Origin of the sequence: Rathayibacter sp. RFBD1 (assembly GCF_002932915.1) — a bacterium.
In the GTDB taxonomy this organism is placed as follows: Bacteria; Actinomycetota; Actinomycetes; order Actinomycetales; family Microbacteriaceae; genus Rathayibacter.
The window spans coordinates 49,577-65,994 of the sequence record NZ_PSWQ01000024.1 but is presented as its reverse complement, the minus strand read 5'-3'; the positions used below and the strand labels follow the sequence as shown (position 1 = coordinate 65,994).

The following is a 16,418-nucleotide window of genomic DNA, read 5'->3' as shown; positions in this document are numbered from 1 at the left end:
ACCCCGACCGCCGGTCGAGTCCCCGCCGAGGGGCTCGACCGGCGGCGTCAGGTCGTGATGGTGATCGACAGCTGGATCGTCGTGCCGCGCTGCACGAGATCGCCGGCCTTGTTGGACTGGTTCGTGACCTTGGTCAGCTCGTTCGGCGCCGCGTCGATCAGCGGGCCGAGCGTCGTCAGGGAGTAGCTCCACGACAGGTCCGCCGCCTCGAGGGCCGCCTTCGCCTCGTCGCGGTTCATCCCCACGACGTTCGGCACGGCGACGGGCTCGGGCCCCTTCGACACGACGACCGAGACGGTGTCGCCGGTCACGGCGGGCGCCTCCGGGTTCGCCTGCGTGAGGACGACGCCCGCGGCCACGGTGTCGCTCCAGTCCTCGCCGCTGCGGTCGAGGGCGAGACCGGCCGCCTCCGCCTTCGCCGTCGCGTCGTCGATCGAGAGGCCGACGACGTTCGGGATCGGTCCGAGGCTCACCACCATCGCGATGGTGCTGGTCTCGGACATCGTCTCGGGCAGGGCCGATCCGTCCGGCAGCGAGGCGGAGACGACCACACCGGCGTCGACGTCGGCGTCGAAGATCTTCGAGACGTCGCCGACGGTGAAGGAGCCGCCCGTCACCGCGGCGGCAGCGTCGGCCTCCGAGAGGCCGGCGAGAGACGGGACCGGCAGCTGGCGCGGCCCGCTCGAGACGGTCAGCGTGATGACGGAGCCCTTGTGCACCCCCTGCCCGCCGGGCGGATCGGAGCTCACCACCGTCCCCGCGGGCACGGTGAGGTCGGGCGTCTCCTGCGGCTGCACCTCGAAGCCCTGCGCCTGCAGCTGGGCCGTCGCGTCCTGCTGCGACTGGCTGACGACGTCCGGGATCGACACGATCGCGCCGGGTCCCTCGCCGAACCACCAGGCCGTCCCGCCGCCGATGAGCGCCAGGAGGAGGACGACCACCGTGAGCAGGACGCCGCGGCGCCGTCGGACGCGGCGCCTGCTCGCGAGCCGGGCGACGGTGTCGTCGTCCTCGTCGACCACGAGCACCGCTCCGGGGGCCGGCGCCGGGTCGAAGACCGAGGTCTGCCCGGGCTCCGCCGTATCGAAGACGGCCGTCGCGGGCGCCGGATCGGCGACGGGCGCCGGGAGCGGGGTGACCGCCTGCGTGTCGCCGCGGCGGTCGCTCGGTGTGATGCCCATGAGCCGCTCGGCCTCGAGCAGCTGCGCGAGCATGACACCGGCGTCGCGGGGCCGCATGTCCGGGTCGCGCTCGGTCGCCCAGAGGACGAGCTCGTCGAGCGAGGTGGGGACGGAGGCGACCGTCGCGCTGGGGTACGGGACGGAGTCGTTCGCGTGCTGGTACGCGATCTGCATCGGCTGCTCGCCCGTGAAGGGCTGCTCTCCGGTGAGCATCTCGTAGATCATGATCCCGATGGCGTAGATGTCGCTGCGGGTGTCGGCGGTGCCCCGCGTGACCAGCTCGGGGGAGAGGTAGGCGATCGTGCCGAGGAGGGCCTGACCGGAGGCGGTGTTGGCGGAGGCGGCGCGCGCGAGGCCGAAGTCGCCGATCTTGATCCGGCCGTCGTCGGCGAGGAGCACGTTCTCGGGCTTGAGGTCGCGGTGGAGGATCCCGGCGCGGTGCGCGGCGGCGAGACCCGAGAGCACGGAGTGCATGATGTCGACGACCTGCTGGGCGGTCAGCCGGCCGCGCTCCTTGAGCAGGTCGCGCAGGGTGATCCCGGGGAGGTACTCCATCACCAGGTAGGCCATGTCCGAGTCCTGGCCCTGGTCGAAGACGCTGACCACGTTCGGGTGGGCGAGACGGGCGGCGGAGCGCGCCTCCTGGACGAAGCGGTTCTTGAACGTCGCGTCGTCGGAGAGGTGGCCGTGCATGACCTTCATCGCCACGCGGCGCTCGAGGCGCTGATCGTGCGCGAGGTAGACCGTCGCCATGCCGCCGCGGGCGATCCTCGAGCGCACCTCGTACCGGCCGTCGACGAGACGGCCGAGGAGAGGGTCGAGCTGGCTGGTGGTCACGCGACGAGTCTAGGCAAGACCCCCGGGGGAACCGGTGAGCGACGCCCGGGCGGCGCAGGACGGGCCCGACTCCTTCTCCGGGGCGCCCGCAGTTGGCGGCCCTCCGGGCTCGTGGCAGTCTTGACGCGTGACCGACTCGTCCGCTTCCCCCGCCACCTCGACCGATTCCGAGCTCGAGTGGCTGACCGTCCCCGACCTCGTGGAGCTGACCGGGCTCGGCGCCGGCCGGGTCCGCCGCCTCCTCGAGGAGCGCCACCTGCTCGGCACCCGCCGCGACGGCGTGCTGAAGGTCCCCGCCCTCTTCCTCCGCGACGGGGAGCCGATGAGCGAGATCCGCGGCACCGCGATCCTGCTCGCCGACTCCGGCTTCACCGACGACGAGGCGGTCGACTGGATGCTGACGGTCGAGGAGAGCCTGGGCACGAGCCCGATCGTCGCCCTCCGCGCCGGCCGCAAGGCCGAGGTCCGGCGGGTCGCCCAGGCCCTGGCCTGATCCCGCCGGTCCGCTCCTAGGAGGTGCGGACCGTGACCTGGGCGGCCAGCTCGCGCAGCTCCGCCACGCCCTCCGTGCGGAGCGGCGCGTCGGGGAGGACCGCGATCGCCGCGGCCACCTCCTGGTCGATGCGCTCCTCGAGCCGCTCGAGGGCGCCGCTGCCCGCGATGATCTCCTGCGCCCGCGCGATGGACGCCGCGTCGGCGTCGTTCCGGCCCACGACCGCGTCGAGCTCGGCCCGCTCGCCCGGCGAGCACGCGCCGCGGGCGAGGCCGAGCAGCACGGTGCGCTTGCCCTCCCGCAGATCGTCGCCGGCCGGCTTGCCCGTCACTGCCGGGTCGCCGAAGACTCCGAGGACGTCATCGCGCAGCTGGAAGGCGATCCCGACCGGGAGCCCGAAGCGGCGCAGGGCGTCCAGCTGCGCGTCGTCGCCGCCGGCGAGGGAGCCGCCGATCACCAGCGGCGCCTCGATGCTGTACTTCGCGCTCTTGTAGACCACCACCCGCTCCGCCCGCTGCAGGTGCTCGTGCTCGGGGTGCTGCACCCACGCGCTCTCCTCGAGGATGTCGAGGTACTGGCCCAGCGTGACCTCGGTGCGCATCAGGTTGAACTCGGCGCGCGCGCGCTCGGCCGCGACTCGATCCCCGAGCGACCACTCCGCCGCGGCGAAGATCTCGTCCGACCAGACCAGGAGGAGGTCGCCGAGGAGGATCGCGGAGGAGCGGCCGAACTCGTCGCGGTCGCCGGTCCAGCCGCCGTCGGCGTGGAAGGAGGAGAAGCGCCGGTGCGCCGCGGGAGCGCCGCGGCGGGTGTCGGAGTTGTCGATCACGTCGTCGTGGACGAGGGCGGCGGCGTGGAACAGCTCCAGCCCGGCGCCCACCCTCGCGATCGGATCGGAGCCGCTCGGATGGGCCTCGCTCGAGGTGCTCGACACCGCGGTCCAGCCCGCCTCGCAGAAGCGCGCGCGGAACCGCTTGCCCCCGCTGAGAAAGTCCCGCGAAAGGTCGCCGAGGGCGGAGACGTCCTCTCCTATGGAGCGCAGAATTGGCGTGCGCCCGGTGAGGAATTCATCGATTCGGAGCTGGACGCGATCGACCAGTCGAGAGCTGTGGTTCACCCGACCAGCCTATGCACCGAAGGTGCCTGGTGCCTGCGTCGGGCTCGGTCTACACTGAAGCGCCGCCCGACCGGTCGAGCCCAGACGCCGCCTATTCCGGTGCCGATCCCCGAAAGGGTCGACGCCACACCCTGAAGGGGTCACGATGCCGCTTTCGGAACACGAGCAACGGCTCCTCGATGAGATGGAGCGGAACCTCTACCAGAACGACGCCGATTTCGTGGCGGCGGTCGGCAAGGGGCGCGGCGGCACCAACTACCGGGCCCTCGTGCTCGGCATCCTGCTCGGCATCCTCGGTCTCGCCGTGCTCGTCGCGGGCGTGGTCGTGCGCCAGCCCCTCGTCGGCATCCTCGGGTTCGCCTTCATGCTCGGCGGCGTGATCGTGGCCATGCGCCCGGCCGCCGGCGGCTCCTCCGAGCCCGGCCTGCCCGACGTCGGCCGTCCGTCGAAGCCCCGCTCGGGCAACCGCCAGGGGTCCGGCTTCATGGACCGTCTGAACGACAGGTGGGACAACCGCGGAGACGGGCGCGGCTAGCCTCCCCTCCGCTCCACCACAGGGTCGATCCTCACGGATCGGCCCTTTTTTCGTGCCCGCGGCCTCCCTCCCGCGGCATTCCCCCTCCACTTCGCCCCACTGTCGCGATTCCGCGGAAACACGCGGATGACCGGGGCCTCTCCGGCGCGCCCCGCGCCGCGCCGGGGTTGTGAGTGGGGGGAAGTGGAGTACTGTGGAGGACACACCATCCTTGGCCGGAAGAAGTGGGGGGCAGTCCGTGTTCCTCGGCACCTATTCCCCCAAGCTCGACGAGAAGGGCCGCGTGATCCTCCCCGCCAAGTTCCGCGACGAGCTCTCCTCCGGAGTCGTCGTCACGCGCGGCCAGGAGCGGTGCCTGTACGTGTTCAGCCAGGCCGAGTTCGAGGTGATGCACGAGAAGATCCGGCAGGCGCCGGTGACCAGCAAGCAGGCGCGGGACTTCCTCCGGGTGTTCCTCTCGGGCGCGAGCGCCGAGACGCCGGACAAGCAGAACCGCGTGACCCTCCCGGCTCCGCTGCGCGCCTACGCCGGCCTCGACCGCGACCTCACCGTCATCGGAGCGGGCAACCGCGCCGAGATCTGGGCGCAGGGCGCCTGGGAGACCTACCTGCAGGAGCAGGAGTCCGTGTTCTCCGACACCCAGGAGGAGGTGATCCCCGGCCTGTTCTAGGTCCTGTCGCGCGACTCCCAGCCACTCGGCGCCCGGACGCACCTTCCCCGGTGTCCGGACGCGAGGTGGATGGGGATCGGACGACAGGAACGGGAACGGCGGGACCGCCATGGCAGAGAACACTCCGAAGGACGCTCCGCGCCCGACCGAGGAGCGGCACCTCCCGGTGCTGCTCGAGCGTTGCGTCGAGCTCCTCGCTCCGGCGCTGGAGCGCGACGGGGCGGTCGTCGTCGACGCGACGCTCGGCATGGGCGGGCACTCGCTCGCGCTGCTCGAGCGCTTCCCCGGCCTGCACCTCGTGGGCCTGGACCGCGACCCCGAGGCGCTGCAGCTCGCGGGGGAGCGGCTCTCCGCCCACGCCTCCCGGATCGACCTCGTGCACGCCGTCTACGACGAGCTGCCCGACGTGCTCGACGAGCTGGGCATCGACACGATCGACGGTGCGCTCTTCGACCTCGGCGTCTCCTCGCTCCAGCTCGACGAGACCGAGCGCGGGTTCTCCTACTCCAAGGACGCGCCGCTCGACATGCGGATGGACTCGACCGCCCCGCTCACGGCGGCGAGCATCCTCGCCGACTACGACGAGACCGCCCTGCGCCGCATCTTCCACGAGTACGGCGAGGAGCGCCTCGCCGCGCGCTACGCCAAGAAGATCGTGGAGGCCCGTCGCGAGGCTCCGCTGGAGCGCTCCGGCCGTCTCGTCGAGATCATCCAGGCGGCGACCCCGGTCGCGATCCAGCGGAACGGCCACCCCGCCAAGCGCGTCTTCCAGGCGCTGCGGATCGAGGTCAACCAGGAGCTGTCCGTCCTCGAGCGGGCGATCCCCGCCGCGCTGGGCCGGATCAACGAGGGCGGGCGGATCGTCGTCGAGGCGTACCAGTCGCTCGAGGACCGGATCGTCAAGCGCGCGCTCCAGGCCGCGTCCTCCTCCACCGCCCCGGCCGGCCTCCCGATGGAGCTGCCGGAGCACCGACCCGAGTTCCGACTCGTCATCCGCGGAGCCGAGCTCGCCTCCGACGACGAGAAGGCCCGCAACCCCCGAGCGACACCCGTGCGTCTGCGCGCGGCCGAGAGGATCAGGAGCACCGCATGAGCGCCACCGCCGTCATCGACCCCGCCGTCATCGACACCGCCCGCCGAGCACGCCCCGAGGAGGAGGCGCCCCGCCCCCGCATCGAGGCCGTCCCGGCCGGTCAGGCGCAGTCGCGCCCGAAGCTCGTCTACGGGATCGTCGCCGTCGCCGGCCTCTTCGCGATCATCGTCGTCCAGCTCCTGGTGAGCGTCGGCCTCTCGCAGGGGGCCTACCAGATCTCGGCGCTGCAGACCGAGCAGAAGTCGCTCACCCGCAGCAACGCGGAGAAGCAGGACGCCGTCGACACGCTGAGCTCGCCGCAGAACCTCGCCACCGCCGCTCAGGGCCTGGGCATGGTCGCCAACACCGCGCCGGTCTACCTCCGCCTCTCGGACGGCGCCGTGCTGGGCGACCCCTCCTCCGCCGCGTCGAGCGAAGTCGCGGGCACCGCCTCCGCGCCGCTCGTGCCCAACGCCCTCGTCCCGGCTCTCCAGCCCGGCGCGAGCGCGTCCTCCCCGGCTGTCGACGGTGCGGCCGTACCGTTGCAGGGCGAGCTGCCCGCGCCCATCACGCACTGACGCACGGCGTCGCGGTCCGCCTCCGCGCGGGCACCCGCCCCGTGGGGCGCACGACGACCATCCGGACCCGACGAACGGCGGCCCGCCCGCCCGGAGCAAGAAGGACACCGCCGCAGTGAGACACCACCGCTCGAGCAGACGCCGCACGGCCGTCACGTTCGTCATCATCGTCGCCGTCGTCGGACTCTTCATCGGCAAGCTGGTGGACATCCAGATCGTGCGGGCGAACGAGCTCACCGATGCGGCCGCCCAGAACCAGTCGAACAGCGTCGTCACCTACGGCCAGCGCGGCCCCATCGTGGACCGCTCCGGGACGGTGCTCGCGGACACCACCACGCGCTACCGGCTGACGACCTCGCCGAAGAACGTGGCCGAGTTCCCGCGCGAGCTGGGCGAGGACCAGAAGGTCATGGTCAGCGTGCAGCAGGCCGCCTCCGAGATCGGCGCGATCACCGGGCAGTCGGTCGAGCAGATCACCGGAGCGGTGGACGCCGCGCTCGCGAAGGACGCGAAGGCCAACTACCTGATCCTCTCGGAGGGGCTCGACCTCGAGGCCTACCAGAAGCTCGTCGCGCTCGACATCCCGTGGACCTACTTCGAGACCCAGCAGGGACGCAGCTACCCCAACGGCGCGGTGGCCGGCAACCTCGTCGGCTACGTCGGGGCGGACGGAGCGGCCCAGGAGGGCATGGAGTACGCGGAGAACACCTGCCTCGCGGGGCAGAACGGGTCCGAGAGCTACGAGCGCAGCGCCGACTACGTCCGGATCCCGGGCAGCACCGTCTCGGAGACCCCGGCCGTCGACGGCGGGACGCTGAAGCTCACCATCGACTCCGACCTCCAGTACTACTCCCAGCAGGTCCTCTCGCAGCGCGTCGCCGAGGTCGGCGGCAGCTACGGGATCGTCGTGGTGCAGGAGGTCAAGACCGGCAGGCTGCTCGCCGTGGCCGAGACGCCGACCGTCGACCCCAACAACGTCGAGGCGAGCGCCTCCGCCGACCGCAGCTCGCGCGCGTTCCGCGCGCCGTTCGAGCCGGGCTCGACCTTCAAGCCGATGACGGCCGCGATGCTGATCGACCAGGGCCAGGCGGGCCCGACGACCCAGGTCGTCGTCCCGGACTCCTTCGAGAAGGACGGCGCCTCGTTCAGCGACGACTTCGCGCACACCCCGACGAACTACACGCTGACCGGCATCCTCAAGGACTCGTCGAACGTCGGCATCTCGATGCTCGGCTCCCGCCTGTCGGCCCAGACCCGCTACGACTACCTGCAGAAGTTCGGTCTCGGCACGCCCACTACGAGCGGCTTCCCCGGCGAGGAGGGCGGCCTGCTCGCCGACTACCAGGACTGGGACAACCAGACGAACTACACGACGATGTTCGGCCAGGGCGTCTCGGCGACCGCGGTGCAGGTCGCGAGCATCTACCAGACGCTCGGCAACGGCGGAGTGCGGCTCCCGTCGCAGCTGATCGACGGCTGCACCACGGCCGACGGCTCCGTCGTGGACGTCCCCGATGCGACGGGCACCCAGGTGGTGTCGAGCTCGGCCGCGAAGCAGGTCGTCGACATGCTGCAGACGCACTACAACGAGGGCTGGCTGGCGAACGACATCCACGTCGACGGCTACAACATCGCCACCAAGACCGGTACCGCGCAGCAGCCCGACGGGAAGGGCGGCTACTCGAAGAGCTACACCGTCTCGCTCGCCGGGCTCGCGCCGGCGGAGGACCCGGAGTACGTCGTGACGGTCACCATCGCCGATCCGGTTAAGATGAACACGTCCCAGGCGACGGCTCCCGTCTTCCAGCAGGTCATGACCCAGGTGCTCAAGACCAACCGGGTGGAGCCGTCCACGGTGCCGCCCGTCGAGTACCCGACGACGTGGTGAGCCCCGCCGGGACCACGATCCACGCACCAGAACGAGAGAAAGAGCGGGCAGTGCACGACCCTCGCCCGCAGTCCTCCCTCCGCCCCGAGCACCCCGTGCCGCGGAGTCTCTCGCAGCTCGTGGCCGAGTTCTCCCTCGGCCCGGTCCGCGGCCTCGAGGGCGTCGAGGTGAGCGGAGTCACGCTGGACTCGAACCAGGTCGAGTCCGGAGACCTCTACGTCGGTGTCGCAGGACGTCGTGCCCATGGCGCGGCCTTCGCGTCGGCCGCCGCGGCGTCCGGAGCCGTCGCCGTGCTGACCGACCCGGCCGGAGCGGAGCTCGCCGCCGACAGCGGCCTGCCCGTGCTGGTGACCCCCGACCCGCGGGCCGCCCTCGGCGACGTCGCCGCGTGGATCCACCGCACCCGCGAGGACGTCCCGATGCTCTTCGGCGTGACGGGGACCAACGGCAAGACGAGCGTCGTCTACATCCTCGACGCGCTGCTGCGCCGGCTCGGAGTCGTCTCCGGCCTCAGCTCCACCGCCGAGCGCCGGATCGGCGACGTCGCCGTGGTCAGCTCGCTGACCACTCCCGAGGCGAGCGAGCTGCACGGCCTGCTCGCGCGGATGCGCGAGTCCGCCGTCCGCGCGGTCTCCATCGAGGTGTCGGCGCAGGCGCTCACGCGGCACCGGATCGACGGCCTCGTCTTCGACGTCGTCGGCTTCACGAACCTCAGCCACGACCACCTCGACGACTACTCCGATCTGCGCGAGTACTTCGAGGCAAAGGCCGACCTCTTCGAGCCGGAGCGCGCACGCCGCGGCGTCGTCACGGTCGACAGCGCCTGGGGGCGCGAGCTCGCCGAGCGCAGCCGCATCCCCGTCGCGACGCTCGCCGGCTCGCCGGTCGTCGGAGTCGCCCCGACGACGCCCGCCGACTGGTCGATGACGGTGCTGGACGCGACGCCCGACAGCACCACCTTCCGCCTGGAGGGGCCCGAGAACCGCTCCGTCGTCGTCACCGTCTCGCTGATCGGCTGGTACATGGCGTCCAACGCCGCGCTGGCGATCGTGATGCTGGTGGAGTCGGGCTTCGACCTGGACGCCGTCGCGCACGCGCTCGAGGACAGCCGTCTCGACGTCTACATCCCGGGCCGCGCAGAGCTCGTCTCGGGGGAGCGCGGACCGCGCGTCTACGTCGACTACGGCCACACCCCCGACGCGTTCCAGAACGCGCTCGAGGCGCTGCGAACCATCACGCCCGGCCGCCTGTTCATGGTGTTCGGGGCGGACGGGGACCGCGACACGACCAAGCGGAGCGACATGGGCGGCATCGCCGCCCGCCTCGCCGACGTCGTGGTCGTCACCGACTTCCACCCGCGCTGGGAGGATCCGGCCGCCATCCGCGCCGCGCTCCTCCAGGGCGCCCGGGCCGCCGTGCCCGACCGGGAGATCCACGAGATCGCCGACCCGCGCGCCGCCGTGCGCGCCGCCGTCGCCCTCGCGCGCGAAGGGGACTCGATCCTCTACGCCGGGCCCGGCCACGAGGACCACCAGGAGATCGCAGGAGTGCACATGCCGTATTCGGCCAGAGACGACGTCCGTCACGCGCTGCGCGAGGCGGGCTGGCTGTAGATGATCGCCCTCACCCTCACCGAGATCGCCGAGGCCGTCTCCGGACGCCTCCACCTGGCCGGCTCGTCCGCCACGGCCGCCACCGTGATCGACGGAGCGACCGAGACCGACTCCCGCGAGATCGCGCCCGGCGGGATCTTCGTCGCCAAGCGCGGCGAGCACACCGACGGCCACCTCTTCGCTCCCGCCGCTCTCGAGCGCGGTGCCGCGCTCCTCATCGTGGAGCGCCCGCTCGACCTCGACGTGCCGCAGGTCCTCGTCGACGACTCCGTCGAGGCGCTCGGAGCGCTGGCGACCGAGGTCGTCCGGCGCGTCCGCGCGAAGGGCGGGCTCACCGTCATCGGCGTCACCGGCTCGAACGGCAAGACGACGACCAAGAACCTCCTCCGCACTGTCCTCGAGCGGGTCGGCGAGACGGTCGCTCCGCGCGGATCCTTCAACAACGAGGTCGGCGCGCCGATCACGATGCTCCAGGTGTCCGAGTCGACGCGCTTCCTCGTCGCCGAGATGGGCGCGAGCGCGGTCGGCGAGATCCGCCGCCTCGTCCGGATGGCCAGGCCCGACGTCGGCGTCGTCCTCGCCGTGGGCCTCGCGCACGCCGGCGAGTTCGGCGGGATCGAGCGCACGCTCGAGGCCAAGACGGAGATGGTCGCCGACCTCACCGCCGACGACGTCGCCGTGCTGAACGCCGACGACGGCCGGGTCGCCTCGATGGCGGGCCGCACCGCCGCCCGGGTCCTCTGGTTCGGCCGCGGCGAGAGCGCGGACGTCCGCGCCGTCGACATCGACGCGACCGCCGACGGCACCCGCTTCGCCATCGAGGTCTCGGCGGGGGAGGGCCGCGAGGCCGCTCGCGCCGAGCTCCTGCTGCGCGTCCTCGGCGAGCACCACGTGATGAACGCCCTCGCGGCGACCGCCGCCGCGCTCTCTGTCGGAGTGGCGCTGCCCGCGATCGTCGAGGCTCTCGCGACCGTCACCCTCGCCGAGCGCGGCCGCATGGAGGTCCTGGGCGGCGAGGACGTCCGCGTCATCAACGACGCGTACAACGCGAGTCCCGACTCCACCGCGGCCGCCCTGCGCACCCTCGCCCAGATCGCGAAGCCCGGGGGGCGCACCGTCGCCGTCCTGGGAGAGATGAGCGAGCTCGGCGAGTGGGCCGACGAGGAGCACGAGCGCGTGGGCCTGCTGGCCGTCCGCCTCAACATCTCCCAGATCGTGGTGGTGGGCCGAGGCGCCCGCCGGATCCACGTCGCGGCCGAGCGCGAGGGATCGTGGAGCGGCGAGTCCGTCTTCGCGGAGACCTCCGACGAGGCGTTCGACCTCCTCGAGGACTACCTGCGACCCGGCGACACCGTGCTGGTCAAGTCGTCCAACTCCGCGGGGCTGCGCTTCCTCGCCGACCGTCTCGGGGAGCGTCACCGATGAGGGCACTCCTCCTGTCCGGCGCGTTCTCGGGAGCCTTCACGCTCCTGATGACGCCCCTGTTCATCCGCCTCTTCCACCGCCTGCAGTGGGGCCAGTTCATCCGCGAGGACGGACCGAAGTCGCACCACGTCAAGCACGGCACGGCGACGATGGGCGGCATCGTCATCATCATCGGCACCGTGGTCGGCTACTTCCTCGGGATGCTGTTCGGCAACCGGGCGATCGCGCCGTCGGCCCTGCTGGTGCTCTTCATGATGGTCGGGCTCGGACTCGTCGGCTTCGTCGACGACTTCCTGAAGACCCGCAACCAGCGCAGCCTCGGCCTCGGCGGCTGGGCGAAGATCGCCGGCCAGGTCATCGTCGCCGCGGCCTTCGCGGTGATCGCGATCATGGTCCGCGACTCCAACGGGCTCACCCCCGCGTCCACCTCGATCTCGTTCATCCGCGACCTGCCGTTCGACTTCGCCTCCCTCGGCTGGATCGGCATCGGCCTGTTCGTGCTGTGGATCTGCATCATCGTCACCAGCACGTCGAACGGCGTGAACGTCGCCGACGGGCTCGACGGACTCGCCACCGGGTCCTCGATCCTCGCGATCGGCTCCTACGTCATCATCGGGTTCTGGCAGTCGAACCAGTGGTGCTTCGACCAGCACCTCAACCCCGAGGTCGTCGACAAGTGCTACCAGGTGAGCGACCCGTTCGACCTGGCCATCATCGCGGCGGCCGTCTCCGGTGCCCTGGTGGGCTTCCTCTGGTGGAACACCTCGCCGGCGCAGATCTTCATGGGCGACACCGGCTCGCTCGGCCTCGGCGGCGCGCTCGCGGCCCTGGCGATCCTCACCCGCACCGAGCTGCTGGTCATCCTCATCGGCGGCCTGTTCGTCATCGTGACCGGCTCGGTCATCCTCCAGCGGATCTACTTCAAGCTGACCCGGGGCAAGCGCATCTTCCTGATGAGCCCGCTCCACCACCACTTCGAGCTCAAGGGCTGGGCCGAGATCACCGTCGTGGTCCGGTTCTGGATCATCGCCGGCATCTTCGTCGCCGCCGGAGTCGGGCTCTTCTACCTGGAATGGCTGTCGCTGGCATGACCGATCCCGCCCGTCCCGACTCCCTCCGCAGCTGGCACTCGGACTGGCGCGGCCTGCGCGTCGCCGTGCTGGGCCTGGGCGTCACCGGGTTCTCGGTGGCCGACACCCTGACCGAGCTCGGCTCCGAGGTGCTGGTCCTCGCCGACCGCGCCGACGAGGAGCGCGAGCGCCTCCTCGAGGTGATCGGCGCCCGCCTGCACCGGGCCGACCGCCTCGACTCCGCTCCGGAGGAGCTGCACGCGTTCGCACCGGAGCTGGTCGTGGTGTCGCCCGGCTTCCGGCCGACGCACCCGATCCTCGTGTGGGCGGCGGAGTCCGGGATCCCCGTGTGGGGCGACGTCGAGCTCGCCTGGCGTGTCCGCGACAAGGTCGTGCGCGCCGACGGCACTCCGGCGGACTGGGTGGCCGTCACCGGCACCAACGGGAAGACCACGACCGTCCAGCTCACGGCGACGATGCTCGTGGCCGGCGGCCTCCGCGCCGCACCCTGCGGCAACATCGGCGTGCCCGTGCTCGACGCGGTCCGCGACCCGCAGGGCTTCGACGTCCTCGTCGTGGAGCTCTCGAGCTACCAGCTGCACTACCTGGGCGCGATCGAGCCGATCGCGAGCGCGTGCCTCAACATCGCCGACGACCACCTCGACTGGCACGGCTCGTTCGACGCCTACCGCGCGGCCAAGGGCAAGGTCTACGCCGGCACCCGCGTCGCCTGCGTGTACAACCGCGCCGATGCGGCGACCGAGCAGATGGTGCTCGACGCCGAGGTGGTGGAGGGCGCCCGGGCGATCGGGTTCGGCCTCGGCGTGCCCGGGCCGAGCGACTTCGGGATCGTCGACGGCATCCTCTGCGACCGCGCCTTCCTCGAGGACCGCCGCACCAGTGCCCTCGAGATCACCACCGTGGACGAGCTCGCCGCTCGGAACCTCGCCGCTCCGCACATCGTCCAGAACGTGCTCGCCGCGGCAGCGCTCTCCCGAGCGTTCGGGATCGAGGTCACGGCCGTCCGCGCCGCGCTGGCGTCCTTCGAGCTCGACGCCCACCGCATCCAGGTCGTCGCCGAGCACGACGGGGTGACCTGGGTGAACGACTCCAAGGCCACGAACCCGCACGCCGCCGACGCCTCGCTGCGCGCGTACCCGTCGGTCGTCTGGGTCGTCGGCGGCCTGCTCAAGGGCGTCGACGTGGACGCCCTCGTGGCCGCGCACGTCGGCCGCCTGCGGGGCGCCGTGGTGATCGGCGCCGACCGCTCGGCGCTGCTCGCGGCATTCCGACGACACGCGCCCGCCCTCCCCGTGAGCGAGGCGGTGCCGGACGACACTGGTGCGGTGATGCAGGCGGCCGTCGAGGCGGCCGCGACGCTCGCCCGCTCGGGGGACGTCGTCCTGCTCGCACCCGCCGCGGCCTCGATGGACCAGTTCCTCGACTACGCGGCTCGGGGCCGCTCCTTCGCGGCCGCCGTGGCGACACACCTGGGAGGGGGAGCCGATGACCGCTCCGACGACGAGCCGCCCCGCGGGCCGCTCGCGCACTGAGCCGCGCGGGAAGGACCGGAGCGGGGCCCGCTCCGCGCGGATCGTCCTCTCGAAGGTCTTCGCCTCCCACTCGCCGAACTTCTACCTCCTCTTCGGAACCACGCTCTTCCTGGTGCTGTTCGGACTGACGATGGTGCTCTCCTCCTCGTCGGTCACCTCCTACGTGTCGAGCGACGACTCCTTCGGGGGCTTCCTGCGCCAGGGCGGGTTCGCCCTCCTCGGGATCCCGATGATGCTGGTGGTCTCGCGGCTGCCCCTCGGCGTGTGGAAGCGCGTGACGCCGATCCTGCTCATCGCCGGCTGCGTCCTCCAGTGCCTCGTGCTCTTCACACCGCTCGGCGACTCCGTCGGCGGGAACCGCAACTGGATCCGCCTCGGCGCCTTCAGCATGCAGCCCTCCGAGATCATCAAGCTCGCGCTCGCCCTCTGGCTGGGGCTCCTGCTCGCCCGCCGCTACCGGTCGCCGAAGGACTGGAAGGACGCGCTCATCCCCGTCCTGATCGTCGGCGGCGCGGCGATCGGACTGGTCCTCATCGGAGGCGACCTGGGCACGGTCGTGATCATGGCGGGCATCGTCCTCGCCGCACTCTTCTACGCGAACGTCCAGATGAAGGTCCTCGTGCCGATCGTGGTGGTCGGTGCGATCGGAGCGGTGCTCTTCGCCGTCTCCAGCGACAACCGCCTCACCCGGATCATGTCCTTCCTCGGCGACTGCTCCAACGTCGAGGAGTACCAGAACTCGTGCTGGCAGCCGGTGCACGGCACCTGGGCGATGGCCTCCGGCGGGATCTTCGGCGTGGGCCTCGGCAACTCCAAGGCCAAGTGGTCCTGGCTGCCCGCCGCGGACAACGACTACATCTTCGCCATCATCGGCGAGGAGCTCGGGCTGATCGGAGCGATCGTCGTCCTGGCGCTGTTCGTGGTCCTCGCGGTCGCCTTCTTCCGCGTCATCCACGCGTCCTCCGATCCGTTCGTGCGGATCAGCACCGGCGCGATCATGGTCTGGCTGATCGGCCAGGCGTTCGTCAACATCGGCGTCGTCCTGGGGGTGCTCCCGGTGCTGGGGGTCCCGCTGCCGCTGATCTCCTCCGGAGGCACCGCCCTGCTCAGCTCGCTCCTCGCCATCGGCGTCGTCCTCTCCTTCGCCCGCACTCAGACCGCGCCCCTGCCCGGCGCGGGCGTGCTGCGCCGCAGGAAGGCGGCGGCGGAGTGACCCGCTACCTCCTCGCCGGCGGCGGCACCGCCGGCCACGTCAATCCGCTGCTCGCGACGGCCGACGAGATCCGCAGGCGGAACCCGGACGACGAGGTGCTCGTGCTCGGCACCGCCGAGGGGCTCGAGGCCCGCCTCGTCCCCCTCCGCGGCTACGAGCTCTCGGTGATCCCGCGGCTGCCGTTCCCGCGCCGTCCGAACGCGGCTGCGCTGCGGTTCCCCGGAGCCTTCCGTGCGACCATCGCCGGCATCGTCCGGACGATCCGCGACCGGCGGATCGACGCGGTGGTCGGCTTCGGCGGGTACGCGGCAGCACCCGCCTACCTGGCGGCGCGCCGCGCCGGCGTCCCCTTCACCGTCCACGAGGCCAACGCGCGCCCCGGGCTCGCCAACCGCCTCGGCGCGCGCGCGACCCGCTCGGTCGGCGTGGCCTTCGAGGGCACGCCCCTGCCGTACGCGCGGGTCGTCGGCATGCCGCTGCGCCGCGAGATCGCCGAGCTCGACCGGGCCGCGCGCCGCGACGAGGCGATGGCGGCGCTGGGCCTCGACCCGTCCCGGCAGACCCTCCTGGTGACCGGCGGCTCCCTCGGCGCTCGACGGATCAACGCGACGGTGCACGCCGCCGCCCGGGATCTCGTCGCCACCGGCTTCCAGGTCCTCCACATCACGGGCGACCGCGCCGAGATCACGGACCCGGGGGTGGCCGGCTACCACCTCCTCGCCTACTGCGACCGGATGGACCTCGCGCTGTCCGCCGCGGACGTGGCCGTCTCCCGCGCGGGGGCAGCGACGGTCAGCGAGCTGACAGCCCTCGGCCTGCCCGCGGTCTACGTCCCGTACCCGGTCGGCAACGGCGAGCAGCGCTACAACGCGCGCGGCGTCGTCGACGCCGGGGGAGCGGTCCTCGTCGAGGACGCCGCCTTCCTCCCCGGCTGGGTCCAGCGGGAGCTCGTACCGCTCCTGGGCGACACCGCCCGTCGCGACGAGATGGCGCGCCGGGCCGCCCGCGTGGGAGTCCGCGACGGCTCCGGGCGGCTCGTCGACCTGATCGAGTCGACCCTCTCCGAGCCGCGCTGAGCCCGCTCCGCGCGGCTCGGGAGAGCACTCCCGCCCACCGTCTACACTGATCCGGCGCACCGCGGGAGGCCCCTCCCGCCCGCCGCGACCCACCCGA

14 protein-coding genes are annotated in these 16,418 nt (G+C 72.0%); 12 read left to right on the top strand and 2 right to left on the bottom strand.

Features of this window, described 5'->3' with window-relative positions:
- Positions 1-47: 47 nt before the first annotated feature.
- The gene (gene pknB, locus C5D50_RS13545; protein ID WP_104222582.1) at positions 48-2,018 is read right to left on the bottom strand and encodes a Stk1 family PASTA domain-containing Ser/Thr kinase; all 1,971 of its coding nucleotides are present in this window, start codon (positions 2,016-2,018) and stop codon (positions 48-50) included.
- 127 nt (positions 2,019-2,145) lie between these two features.
- Here pknB and C5D50_RS13540 point away from each other — a divergent pair, with 127 nt between their 5' ends.
- A complete protein-coding gene (locus C5D50_RS13540) occupies positions 2,146-2,511 on the top strand; it encodes an Rv2175c family DNA-binding protein (protein WP_104222583.1) in 366 nt (121 codons plus the stop codon).
- A 16-nt stretch (positions 2,512-2,527) separates the two neighbouring features.
- Here the strand turns inward: C5D50_RS13540 and C5D50_RS13535 are convergent, their stop codons facing one another.
- The gene (locus tag C5D50_RS13535) at positions 2,528-3,628 is read right to left on the bottom strand and encodes a polyprenyl synthetase family protein (protein WP_104283733.1); all 1,101 of its coding nucleotides are present in this window, start codon (positions 3,626-3,628) and stop codon (positions 2,528-2,530) included.
- 145 nt (positions 3,629-3,773) lie between these two features.
- Here C5D50_RS13535 and C5D50_RS13530 point away from each other — a divergent pair, with 145 nt between their 5' ends.
- From C5D50_RS13530 to murG, 11 genes are all read left to right on the top strand, one after another.
- Positions 3,774-4,163, top strand: a complete 390-nt coding sequence (locus C5D50_RS13530) for a DUF3040 domain-containing protein (RefSeq protein WP_104233350.1) — start codon at positions 3,774-3,776, stop codon at positions 4,161-4,163.
- Between the two features lie 238 nt (positions 4,164-4,401).
- Positions 4,402-4,833: a division/cell wall cluster transcriptional repressor MraZ gene (gene mraZ, locus C5D50_RS13525; protein ID WP_104222586.1), complete on the top strand. Its 432-nt coding sequence runs from the start codon at positions 4,402-4,404 to the stop codon at positions 4,831-4,833.
- A 109-nt stretch (positions 4,834-4,942) separates the two neighbouring features.
- Positions 4,943-5,926: a 16S rRNA (cytosine(1402)-N(4))-methyltransferase RsmH gene (rsmH, locus tag C5D50_RS13520; protein WP_104255491.1), complete on the top strand. Its 984-nt coding sequence runs from the start codon at positions 4,943-4,945 to the stop codon at positions 5,924-5,926.
- Positions 5,923-6,483 (top strand): hypothetical protein, encoded by a 561-nt coding sequence (locus C5D50_RS13515; RefSeq protein WP_104222588.1) that lies wholly within the window; start codon positions 5,923-5,925, stop codon positions 6,481-6,483. Before rsmH ends, C5D50_RS13515 begins: the two co-directional genes overlap by 4 nt.
- A gap of 115 nt (positions 6,484-6,598) precedes the next feature.
- Complete coding sequence (locus C5D50_RS13510) at positions 6,599-8,371, top strand: penicillin-binding protein 2 (protein WP_258069632.1); 1,773 nt, start codon at positions 6,599-6,601, stop codon at positions 8,369-8,371.
- Between the two features lie 50 nt (positions 8,372-8,421).
- A complete protein-coding gene (locus tag C5D50_RS13505; RefSeq protein ID WP_104283732.1) occupies positions 8,422-9,984 on the top strand; it encodes a Mur ligase family protein in 1,563 nt (520 codons plus the stop codon).
- Complete coding sequence (gene murF / locus C5D50_RS13500) at positions 9,985-11,409, top strand: UDP-N-acetylmuramoyl-tripeptide--D-alanyl-D-alanine ligase (protein WP_104222590.1); 1,425 nt, start codon at positions 9,985-9,987, stop codon at positions 11,407-11,409.
- Positions 11,406-12,500: a phospho-N-acetylmuramoyl-pentapeptide-transferase gene (gene mraY, locus C5D50_RS13495; protein ID WP_104222591.1), complete on the top strand. Its 1,095-nt coding sequence runs from the start codon at positions 11,406-11,408 to the stop codon at positions 12,498-12,500. The genes murF and mraY overlap by 4 nt, the downstream gene beginning before the upstream one ends.
- Positions 12,497-14,032, top strand: a complete 1,536-nt coding sequence (gene murD, locus C5D50_RS13490) for a UDP-N-acetylmuramoyl-L-alanine--D-glutamate ligase (protein WP_104283731.1) — start codon at positions 12,497-12,499, stop codon at positions 14,030-14,032. Before mraY ends, murD begins: the two co-directional genes overlap by 4 nt.
- Entirely contained in the window at positions 13,986-15,245 is a 1,260-nt protein-coding gene (gene ftsW / locus C5D50_RS13485) for a putative lipid II flippase FtsW (protein WP_104222593.1), read from the top strand. The genes murD and ftsW overlap by 47 nt, the downstream gene beginning before the upstream one ends.
- A complete protein-coding gene (gene murG, locus C5D50_RS13480; RefSeq protein WP_104283730.1) occupies positions 15,242-16,321 on the top strand; it encodes an undecaprenyldiphospho-muramoylpentapeptide beta-N-acetylglucosaminyltransferase in 1,080 nt (359 codons plus the stop codon). The genes ftsW and murG overlap by 4 nt, the downstream gene beginning before the upstream one ends.
- Positions 16,322-16,418 lie beyond the last annotated feature (97 nt).

Coding starts and splice junctions, on each gene's coding strand:
- rsmH (WP_104255491.1), top strand. CDS start 4,943: ATGGCAGAGAACACTCCGAAGGACGCTCCGCGCCCGACCGAGGAGCGG.
- C5D50_RS13515 (WP_104222588.1), top strand. CDS start 5,923: ATGAGCGCCACCGCCGTCATCGACCCCGCCGTCATCGACACCGCCCGC.
- murD (WP_104283731.1), top strand. CDS start 12,497: ATGACCGATCCCGCCCGTCCCGACTCCCTCCGCAGCTGGCACTCGGAC.
- mraY (WP_104222591.1), top strand. CDS start 11,406: ATGAGGGCACTCCTCCTGTCCGGCGCGTTCTCGGGAGCCTTCACGCTC.
- ftsW (WP_104222593.1), top strand. CDS start 13,986: ATGACCGCTCCGACGACGAGCCGCCCCGCGGGCCGCTCGCGCACTGAG.
- murF (WP_104222590.1), top strand. CDS start 9,985: ATGATCGCCCTCACCCTCACCGAGATCGCCGAGGCCGTCTCCGGACGC.
- C5D50_RS13530 (WP_104233350.1), top strand. CDS start 3,774: ATGCCGCTTTCGGAACACGAGCAACGGCTCCTCGATGAGATGGAGCGG.